Here is a 10642-nt window from a genome sequence, read left to right as displayed (position 1 = left end):
CCGAAGCCTACAACTCTGACGAGTTCAAAGCCTACTCACAAAAACGCTTTGCCGGTTACAAATACCCTGCGGCATGGGGTGAAAACGCAGCTGCAGGCGCTCAAGCCGAAGCCGCCTCTACTGCTTCTGCAACCAAATAAATCGCTCTTTGAAAAAAGGCCGTCTGAACGTTCAGACGGCCTTTTTCTATTGATTATCTCTTCTCAAAGCTCAAAACAAGTTTTTTGATTAACGCCAAACACTTACACAATTCCCTTTTTAAAGCCAAATCAATATGTTGTAAAAAAGTTCAATAAGAAATCATGTTTTTATTCAATATAATCAATCACTAAATGAATTATTCTACTTTTTTATAATATTCACTAGTAATGTTCCGCTTATCCTGATATTATACCGCTCATCTAAAGACATCCGGTTATCTGCATTACAGACCGTTCATCTGAATTGCTTCAAACCACTTTGTCGGATTTTCCCATATATGTTGTGTTTCTCCGTATCGAAGGGGTTTGAGCGGTCGAAATACCGTTTTGCTTAGATATTAAAGCTTCGTGCTTTGAAATGAGTGAATTTTTGTTTTAAGTGTCGTAATCTCTTGCTAATTACTCCCAGCTGCAAGAGTTTCAGGGTTGCCCCCTTGGGCAGCCCTTCTTTTTTATCTTCCATTTTTTCAGCAATCAAGCCTTCCCTACCCTATACACATAGGCAAAATTGCAGGCAAGGCCGCCCTTCCCTCAGTCTCCAATCTTCTTCAATTCATTATTCGGCATCACCAGCCAAACCTGTGCCTTTTTAACTTGAGCCGAAGTACGGATGGCCGCTTCATCCATAATAGAAAATGCGGTAGAAAAGGCATCGGCAACTGCCGCACTTTCCGCCATAACGCTCATGCTTTTATAGCGCGGCTGGCTTCCGCCTGTGCGCGGGTCAAAAAGATGGGTAAATTTGCCTGCCTCGTCCATTACCGTGCCATAGCCGCCCGATGTGGCAAACGCTTGATTTTTCATGGCAATGGTGGTCAGAATTTGATCTTCTTGGTCAGGATTGCGGATGCTGACATTCCACTCGCGCTGGTTGGCATTATCAAAGCCGTAAATCTCCCCCATATCAATCAATGCCTGAGAAACGCCTTGCTGCTTCAACAATTCAGCTACTTTGTCGGTGATATAGCCTTGGGCAATGCCGTTAAGCGACAAGCCCATGCCTTTTTGGGCAAAACGGATTTCTTTAGTATCAAAGTCGACTTTATTGAAGTCCACCAATTTAAGCGTATCTTTGATGCTGCGTTCAGACGGCGGCGTTTCGGTTTTCGGATTCCGTCTGAAATGGTCGGCATACAGATTCCACAAAGGCTGAATGCTGGGATCAAATGCACCTTGCGTCAGCCGATGAATATCCCGGCTGATACTGAGCAGCTGCAAAAAATCGGATGGCGGATTTTTCAGACGGCCTTCTCGGTTTAAGCGGCTGATCAGGCTGTCATCCCGATACAGGCTGAAGATTTTTTCCAATCGTGAAACTTCCGCCAATACTTTGTTGATCAGTATCTCCGCCTGCCTGCGCCCAACACCGAACAAACGCAATTCCGCACCCGAGCCTAATGCAATCCCTTTCCAGATAACAGGCTGTCCTTCTTGATTCGGGCCGGCTGAATGAGTCGGCCGATTGGTTTTTCGGCTGATGACAAAGGGAATGCCGGCACCGGCGGCAAGTGTGGCGGCGATGGCGATAAAACGGCGGCGCGTTAAAGGGGTGGACATGGCGTATTCCTTGGATTTTTTATTTTTACATTGCAAGCCTGCATCATTAAATATCAATCGGCAAGCCTTCAACACAAAGGCCGTCTGAAATGGTTTCAGACGGCCTTTATTGATTGTTTTATTTGAAAATATATTCGTCGGGCATTTCTGCAAAACCGACAACTCTGCCGCCTTTTTCTTTGGCGAATTTTTCAGCTTGTGCCTTGTCGGCAAAAGGAAGCGCATCTTCCGCACCCATGCCGCCAATAAAGCTGCTTTCGATAACGTAATAGGCCTTTTTCGCATCTATCCATTCAGTGTCGGCATTGGGTTTTTCCCAATCTTTGACTTTACCCATATCGGTAACATAGATGACATGAATGCCTTTCGGCTCTTCAGGTAGCTTGGTGTAGCCGAACATCTGCTTGATGGTGGAAAACCAGACTGGTTTTTCAGGTTTGCCGTTCAAGAAGATTTGCGCTTTAGGGCCGTTGTGTTCAGTCAAATTCATGCTGCAGTAATGACCCACTGCACTATCGCTGATTTGTTGGGGCGCAGGCGGAGGGCTGTTGTCCTGCTTGCTGCAGGCTGCCAATGCGATGAGTGTGAAGGTTGTCAATAATATTTTTCTCATATTTGTCGCTTTCCGAAAATCCAGGCGGCTAAAATCAAAGGAATGATAACCCATAATACCTGAGCCGTCAGCAAAACAGGCATACTCAGGCTGATTTGTTCGCTCAAACCTGCCATGCCGGCATACATGGCTGTATTTTCGTAACCCGTCAAGTTCAGCAGGCGATAAATGTCTGCGGGGTTGAACAGAAGAACGGTTTCCACTACAGGCGCGGTAATGACTTGTTCGGTATCGGCAACCAAAACACCCAAAAGCGCCATATCGAAAATCACCACAAAAAACAGCCATACGCCGATGGCGATACCGGCGGCGGTACCGCGTTCTTTAACTTTTGCGCTGATCAAATAGCCCATGGACAAAAAGGCTGCGCCAAGAATCACGCTGGCAGCAATCAAAAGGGCGAAAGGTTGCCATGCGGCAATATCAAAACCGCCGTTGGCAAGCTGAAGGGTAATACCTGCCAACCCGTAGCCTGCCGTGGTGGCAAGGGCAAGAATGATGAGGTGGCCGATAAATTTACCGGCAAGGATTTGGTTGCGCGAGATGGGGTAACTTAGCAGCAACGCCATTGTACCGCGCTCGATTTCGCCGATCAGTGCATCATAAGAGAGCAACATCGCAATCAGCGGAATCAGGAAAATAGACAGGCTGGACAGGCTGACTACGGTTACCGTCAAGGGATCAACCTTGACCGAACCGGTCGGCGAGCTGCCGAGAAAGCCTAATGACAGTGCCAATGCGGCAAGCAAAAGTGCGGCGGCAAGAACCCAACGGTTGCGCAGGCTGTCTCGGACTTCTTTGCCGGTAATAATCCAAACGGGGTTCATACGTCTTCCCTCTTCAAGAATTGCGCGTACATATCGTCAAGTGTAGGCGTGTGGATATCGATGTAGGCAAGACTGCCCAAATCACCCAATTCGCTCAAAAGAGCCATGCGCTCTTCTGCTTTACATTGCGCTTGGTATGACAGGCCGTCTGAAAGCGGATGCCAACGCTCGCTCAACGGGCGCGCTTCCTTCAAGCGGACGTTGACGGTCAGCGGCAGGCCGCTTTGAACATGCAACTCATCCATGCTGCCGTCGGCAACTTTCACGCCGTTTTTCATGACGATAATGCGGTCGGCGTGCCCGTCAAGCTCGGCCAGTGCGTGGGTGCTGAGCAATACAGTTGCGCCGCGTCCATTGAGTTCGCGCACAACTTCATAAAACATTTGACGCGAAGCCGGATCAAGGCCGGTAGTCGGCTCGTCAAACAATAAAACTTTAGGCTCGCCCAACAAGGCTTGTGCCAAAGCGAGGCGTTGGCGCATACCTTTGGAGTAAGTGCCGACACGGCGGCGTGCGGCCTGGGAAATGCCGACACGCTCGAGCAATTCACGGTTTTTACTCAGGGGCTGTTTTTTAAGTTTGGCATAGAAATCCATGGTTTCGATACCGGTCAATGAAGGATGCAATGCAACCGTTTCAGGCAGGTAACCGATTTGGCTGCGACGCTGCGCCCCTGCTTTACTGCCGGTCGGTTCTCCCAAAAGCATCACTTCGCCCTCGGTCGGCGTAATCAGGCCGAGTATCAGCTTCATAATGGTAGATTTGCCTGCACCGTTGTGTCCCGCCATGCCGACGCTCTCGCCAGCCTTGAGAACCAGATCGACTTGGTTGACGGCCTTTTGGCTGCCAAACTGCTTGGTCACGTTTCTCAATTCAACGTGGTTGGTACTGCTCATGGATATTCCTCTAGTGAATGTTTCAGACGGCCTTTGATATTGGGCCGTCTGAAAGGTTACATATTGGCATTTCCGCCTGTCAGCGCACCGTTTTCGGCATTACCCCATTCGGATTGGTGCGTTTTTGCTTCATGCAGCAATTCGTCCTTCATGGCTTCGTATTTGGTTGTCGTTTTATTGCGGACGGGGTTCATCAAAGGCTTGCTGTCAATTACGCCGCCGGGCAGGATGGCGGGAAATTGCGATTGCGCCCATTTGACAATGCTGATGGCAGGGCTGTTCATCAATAACCGGGCGACGGGTGCGCGCCAGATGATTTGGTCGATAATCCCGTTGGGACGGTAGGCACTGTCGCCGAAGCCGTCGCCGTCAAGGTCAAAGGCGCTGTTATCGCTCCAATAGTTGCCGCGACCACCCTCGCCCCAATCGAGGAAGCGGGTGCTGACATATTTAACCTGGCTTTCGTTGTTAATAAATGAATTTTCGTACAGGGTTGTGCCTTCGATGGCTGCGGTGAAGTGGATACCGATTTGGCAGTTCTCGAAATGATTGGCAAAGATTTTATCGTAGTTGGCATTGTAGGCAAACACGCATTTGCCTGCCTTGTTGATCACATTATCGTGAATTTCGGAATAATTGACGTAGTTGAGCATAATGCCTTGGTCGCGACTGCCAACGGCAATGTTGCCATACACTTTCAGGCGTTCGGAAAACATCAGCACATAACCCATATTGTTGCCGACGGAGATATTGTTGCTGACTTCGCTGTCATTGGTGTACATATAATGGACGGCAAAGCGCAAGTCGCTAAAACGGTTGCCTTTGTAGGTATTATGAGTACTGGTATTTGAAAAAATACCGTCACGGCCTTTGGAAATATCGTTATCAACCACTTGCGCACCAGGCGCATTCCAGACGGTTACGCCGTTGCCGCGTTCGTTAACGCGCAGGGTTGCATCGCCGATGATTTTATTTTCCCGCACCATGGATTCTGCCGCACCGTGAATATACACGCCGACAGAATTGTCGATAATGTTGTTATGCTCCACCAGCGCGCGCGTTGCCGTCTCTTCTAAATAGATACCGGCATCCATTGCCGGCAAACTCATGCCGGAATGGGAAACGGTCAGATTGCGCAAAGTTACATCAGGCGCATGAACGGCAACCGTCCTCCCGCTCCGGTCGCCGACAATCTTGGCGGAACGGTCGGCAGGGCCTTCGATGGTAATGGGTTTGTCGATATAGAGTTTGGTTTTGTATATACCGGAGGCAAGCTTGAGCGTATCGCCGGCTTGGGCGCGCGCCAAAGCATCATTGAGATTGTCTTGTACGGATACGTTGATGACTGCGGCAAAGGCCGTCTGAACCATGCTGCCAAGCAGCAATACGAGTGCGGCACGTTGCCATTTGGAACGATGGATTTGTGTGTGCGTCATAATCATATCTCTGTTTCAGACGGCCTGCTTGCCGCATGATAAACCGATGCGGAAACAGGTATTTTGGTGTTATAGCAAAGCTGTCTGATGATGGCTTTCATTTTGTGGCCATATCGGCCGACAAACAACTTTGCTATAAAGGCCGTCTGAAAGAATGTTTTTTCAGACGGCCTGAAGAATTAAATCATCAAACCGAAATTATTTTGGTTTAACAATCATTTGGCCAGACATTTCCATGTGCAATGCGTGGCAGAACCATTGGCAGTAGTACCAGTGTACGCCTGGACGGACAGCCTTGAAGGTTACAGAAGATGTAGCTTGCGGGCCAATCTCCATAGCAATGCCATAACCTTCCAAAGTAAAGCCGTGAGTCAAGTCTTCAATGGTCTCAACGTTGGTTACATATACGGTCACTTCGTCGCCTTGGTTCACTTCAAATTGAGGAACGCTGTAAGCAGGCGCAACGGCAGTCATGTACACGCGTACTTTGTTGCCTTCACGTACGACTTTGGCAGCTTTTTCCAGCTCAACACCGTCTTTTTGAGCTTGTTCCAAAGCTTCTTGCCAGAACCATGGGTCTTTGCGGTCCCAAGTTTTGCTTGGGTTCACTTTAGACGCAGCAACCAAGCACAAGTCATGTGGTTCGGCAAAAGTCGGATTGTCATGCACCAGACGCATTTCATCGCCGGAGATGTCGATCAATTGGTCACACTCAGGTTTCAAAGGACCGGCATTCAAGAAGCGGTCTTTAGAGAACTTGTTCAAAGATACCAACCATTTACCGTCGGCTTCTTTGGTTTCGCCCATGGTAGTGTGGTTGTGGCCAGGTTGATAGTGAACGTCGAGTTTTTGTTTAATCGGATCGATTTTCTCGCCTTTATAGGCTTTAATCGCGTCATCGATGTTCCATTTCACCATTTGGCTGTCGATAAACAATGTAGTATAGGCATTGCCGCGACCGTCAAATGCAGTGTGTAATGGGCCAAGACCCAGTTGAGGCTCGGCTACGACAACATCGCGCTCTTTGATTTTACCTGCAAACAAGTCATCCAGTTTGCTGACATCCAATACGGTAACAGTTGGAGACAGTTTACCGTTGAGCATGATGTATTTGCCGTCAGGGCTTGCATTACAGCCGTGAGGAGAGTTAGGAACCGGGATGTAACGAGTGTATGGAGAGTTGGCTTCCGCACGACCGTCCAGCATTTTCACGCCGTTAACTTCTTTGAAGTCGCCTTTTTTGATGCCTTCTTCGATGGCGGCCAGATTAAATACCACACACCAGTCTTGTTCGTTGGAAGATGCACCTTGTACAGTCAGAGCGCGCTCAGAGTTATAGCAGGTAGAGAAAGAGTATTTACCTTGGTAGTCGGCATCGCCGTTGTCTAAGTTACCGTCTACCAAAACTTGCCATGCGATCTCCATGGTTTCGCCGTCAATTGCGGTATAAACGGCATTCCAAGTTTTCGCATCATCCCATTTGCCTACACCGTCAACTGGAACAATGTGTTCGCCGTTGGCAAAAACGTAACCGGTTTTCGGATAACGTTGCGGACGCAGGCCGTGGATACCTGAAGCATTAGGAATATCAATGATTTTATCGGTTTTCATTACATCCAAGCGGACACGGCAAACACGGGTGTTTGCTTTATCGTTGGCGTAAGCATAACGACCATCGTAAGTTTGGTCGGTGAAAGACAAGTGTGGGTGGTGCAAGTCGCCGTTAGGGTAGCAGCGCAGACCGCTGTCTTGCAAGAATTTACGGGTTTCTTCGGTAATATTTCCGTTGAGGACTTTCAAGCTCTCATTGGTACGACCCCAACCGGTAGCGCTGTCCATATTGAATACAGGGATACGCATCAACTCACGCATAGAAGGTACGCCGATCAAGCGCATTTCGCCTGATTGACCGCCTGACAAGAAACCGTAGTATTGGTCAAGTTCGCCTGGACCGACTTCGGAAGTCTGTTTACCCGGCTCGGCAGAATGAGCAGCGGCTTTCTCGGCAGGTGCAGCACCGGAAGCAGCAGCTTTATCACCCTCGCCGTTAGAGCAACCGGCCAAGCCCAACAAACCGGCACCGGCAATACCTGCACCGGAAGCAGCGGCAGTACCTAAGAATGAACGACGGCTTAAGCCGTTTTGTTCTAATTTTTCGTCTGACATACGACACTCCTTGGATAAAATCCGGCGGCCGATTTTTTTCAGACGGCCTGCCGATGAAAAAATTTCTAAGTCGGGCTGCCGATACAGCCCTCTTTTTTATTTATAAATTACTACTTGTCAACACTGATTGCTGATTCTTTTTTAACAAACTGAACAACTTGTTCTTGAGCATTTTGCGCTACTGCCGCATCGTGCTGCTCAGATTTTGCCGCCGCTTGCTTTTGTTTTTTCTTATTCGTTGCCACTACTTGAGGGCAACGCGTATCGTGGTGATACATTACCTGGCAATGCAGACATTGGATACATTCGTTCGGATGAATGTCACCTTCAGGTGCGATTGCCTGAACCGGACATTCGTGTGTACAAATCTGACAAGGATTGCCACACATTTTATAGCGACGCAGCCAGTCAAACACACGGAAGCGACCCGGCAATGCGATACCCGCACCCAAAGGACACAGATAACGGCAGAAGAAACGTTCGATAAACAAGCCTGCGATCAGCAAAGCGGCAGCGAACAGAACAAACCACCATTCACGCATAAATTTCAAAATGATTGCAGTTTTGAAAGGCTCAATTTCAGCAAATTTTTCAGCCGTACCCAAATCGTACAGGGAAATTGCCAACAAGGCGAAAAAAATTACATATTTAATCGCACTCAGACGGGTATGCAACAAGTGTGGTACTGTAATTTGTTTCAGACCCAATTTTTTGGCGATACGGTTGGTTAACTCTTGCAATGCACCGAAAGGACACAGCCATCCACAGAATGTACCGCGGTTCCACAACAGCATGGTCGCCGCTGTAAAGAGCCACAGAATAAATACCAGCGGATCCATCAGGAAGAATTCCCAGTGGAACTCAGTCAAAATGGCTGAGAACAACGTCAAAGTATTCACTACTGATAATTGTGCCTGAGCATACCAGCCGATATAAAACAGCGTAAAGATCAGGAAACAGAGGCGGAAACGGTCATACCATTTTTCGTAACGTACAATCCAGTCTTGGAACAGGAATACCAACAGGAGAATTGTCAAAGCAATACCGACAACAATAATTTGACCTTGTTTGGCTTTCCAAACCTGTTTCCAAAGTTGGTTGGAAACACCATCATCACCGGCAGTTGCATCTTCGGCAATACCTGTACTTTCAGGAGCTGAAGCTGCAGCCGCAACTTGCTCAACCGGCGCGCTGATTTCAACCGGCGGTGCTTTAGGATCGTCAACGTAGTAGCCTTTTGGCAATTCGTAATCCAAATCTGCAGTTACGAAAGCTTTATCGTTAACGCTCAATACACGTTGAATCATCAATTGCAAACGCCATGGCTCGGCACCATCAAATTCCACACCCTCAGGGATTGTGAACCAAGATACCTCTTTGAATGCAGGTGCACCTTCCGCTGCCAAAGCAACCACACGCTCATGCTGTGCATCAGTAAAACGGAAGCTGGTATCGCCCTGAATCATTTCGATACGGTCAAAGATACCGCCGCGAACATAACCCGAACCTTTCCAAGAATAGCGACCCTCGCCGGCCACCATTACGGCTTCTTGACCAGGTTTCAAACGTTTTTGCAGGTTGTTCCAGCCGGCTTCGCCTAAAAGACTTTTACCGATGGAAGGTTGGCTGACCAAGGCAACATACAGATCAATAAATGTATCATTACCATCGCCCTGCTCCGCATGATCTGCCACACCTGCTTTACCGCTTTTCTCAAACAGTTTATTGATTTCGTCGATAGAAATATGCAGATGACCGACGGCTTTTTGTTCCAAAAGCGCATTCCATGACAGGATATCTTGTTTGTCTTGACTGGCAACACGACGCGGACGGGTTTGAACGGCAGGTTCGGCAGACTGTTCGCCGGAAGCAGCTGCTGCATCGGTTTGAACTGCTTTATCAGTACCCAAATGATATTGATGGATTACCGCCTTAACAGAACGCTGAATACTGTCATTGATGACCATCAGGGTTACAGTCGCACCACTAATAATATCCCCTGGCGCAACACCCGGTTGAGGCGGGTTTTTAATAAAATTTAAGCCGATATATTTGTCAATGAATTTATCAACACGGGATTGCGGGATACCGATCAGCATAATTGGCTCATGGTGTTCAACCAATTTTGCTCCCGCAATAGTGCCATCATTGGCCAATGCAACCATTGTATCAATCGGCTTACTCGAATAACCACGCGTATTGACCACATCAGTCGTGATATAAACCAAACCAAGCTGCTCTTCGCCTTTATATACACGAGCAACCAAAGGCTTACCTTCAGGTTTGCCGTAGCGATCAGCACCAGGAAAAATTTCAGAAGGCTGAATTTTTGCCAAGAAATCAGGCAAGCGCTCTGCGTAAGCAGGCAGGCTTACTATCATCATAGAAAACACAGTAAACAGCACAAGGATTCGTTTCCAAATGCTACTTAAGCACTTCATTTCAAGACAGGACATGACTATTCCCGATATATCGATACTCTAAACACTTATATTATATGAATCATCTATCGGCAATAATTTGATTAAAATCAAGTTTACAAATCTTAAAACCAAATTCTACATGCTAATAATACTTTAGAACTATAAAAAATAAATCTTTTATTAGTAGACATGAAATATAGGAAAATCAAATCAATCCAATAACCATCTCAATATCGTTAACTTATTTATAATAATACTCAAAACAATTTCTAAAATTTCATTTAGCATATATTAAATAGAATATAACCTGACTTAAATTTCCATAGGCCGTCTGAAAACGAATATCGAAAATACTTTAACCTGCCCCTGCAATGACAAAATACATTTCTTACAAAAACAAAAAGAGCCTGTATAAAACAGGCTCTTTTTCAGACTAATCTTAAGTCAGATTAGAATTTGTGACGCAGGCCAACAGTACCAGCAGTTTTCTCGTATTTGTAGTCGCCTTTGCCTTCTTTCAACCA

7 protein-coding genes and 1 pseudogene are annotated in these 10642 nt (G+C 47.3%); 1 reads left to right on the top strand and 7 read right to left on the bottom strand.

Going from position 1 to position 10642, the window contains the following annotated elements; all coding sequences use genetic code 11:
• Nucleotides 1-140: pseudogene (locus ACTHUT_RS09350) on the top strand (MetQ/NlpA family ABC transporter substrate-binding protein); the annotation flags it as partial.
• Between the two features lie 591 nt (nt 141-731).
• On the opposite strand, the gene ACTHUT_RS09345 reads toward ACTHUT_RS09350, so the two are convergent.
• From ACTHUT_RS09345 to ACTHUT_RS09315, 7 genes are all read right to left on the bottom strand, one after another.
• On the bottom strand, nt 732-1757 hold the full coding sequence (locus ACTHUT_RS09345) for an FAD:protein FMN transferase (RefSeq protein ID WP_440386130.1): 1026 nt from the start codon (nt 1755-1757) through the stop codon (nt 732-734).
• Nucleotides 1758-1875: 118 nt separating this feature from the next.
• Nucleotides 1876-2370, bottom strand: coding sequence for a nitrous oxide reductase accessory protein NosL (locus ACTHUT_RS09340; RefSeq protein ID WP_003748604.1), 495 nt, complete (start codon nt 2368-2370; stop codon nt 1876-1878).
• A complete protein-coding gene (locus ACTHUT_RS09335; RefSeq protein WP_036493197.1) occupies nt 2367-3197 on the bottom strand; it encodes an ABC transporter permease in 831 nt (276 codons plus the stop codon). The genes ACTHUT_RS09340 and ACTHUT_RS09335 overlap by 4 nt, the downstream gene beginning before the upstream one ends.
• A complete protein-coding gene (locus ACTHUT_RS09330) occupies nt 3194-4093 on the bottom strand; it encodes an ABC transporter ATP-binding protein (protein ID WP_003748608.1) in 900 nt (299 codons plus the stop codon). Before ACTHUT_RS09330 ends, ACTHUT_RS09335 begins: the two co-directional genes overlap by 4 nt.
• Before the next feature lie 56 nt (nt 4094-4149).
• Entirely contained in the window at nt 4150-5529 is a 1380-nt protein-coding gene (locus tag ACTHUT_RS09325; RefSeq protein WP_440386129.1) for a nitrous oxide reductase family maturation protein NosD, read from the bottom strand.
• A 198-nt stretch (nt 5530-5727) separates the two neighbouring features.
• Entirely contained in the window at nt 5728-7695 is a 1968-nt protein-coding gene (nosZ, locus tag ACTHUT_RS09320) for a TAT-dependent nitrous-oxide reductase (protein WP_254345156.1), read from the bottom strand.
• 110 nt (nt 7696-7805) lie between these two features.
• The gene (locus ACTHUT_RS09315) at nt 7806-10079 is read right to left on the bottom strand and encodes a 4Fe-4S binding protein (protein ID WP_440373261.1); all 2274 of its coding nucleotides are present in this window, start codon (nt 10077-10079) and stop codon (nt 7806-7808) included.
• Between the last annotated feature and the right edge of the window lie 563 nt (nt 10080-10642).

This window comes from Neisseria sp. P0022.S010 (assembly GCF_051956635.1).
This window is presented reverse-complemented; position numbering and strand designations above follow the sequence as displayed.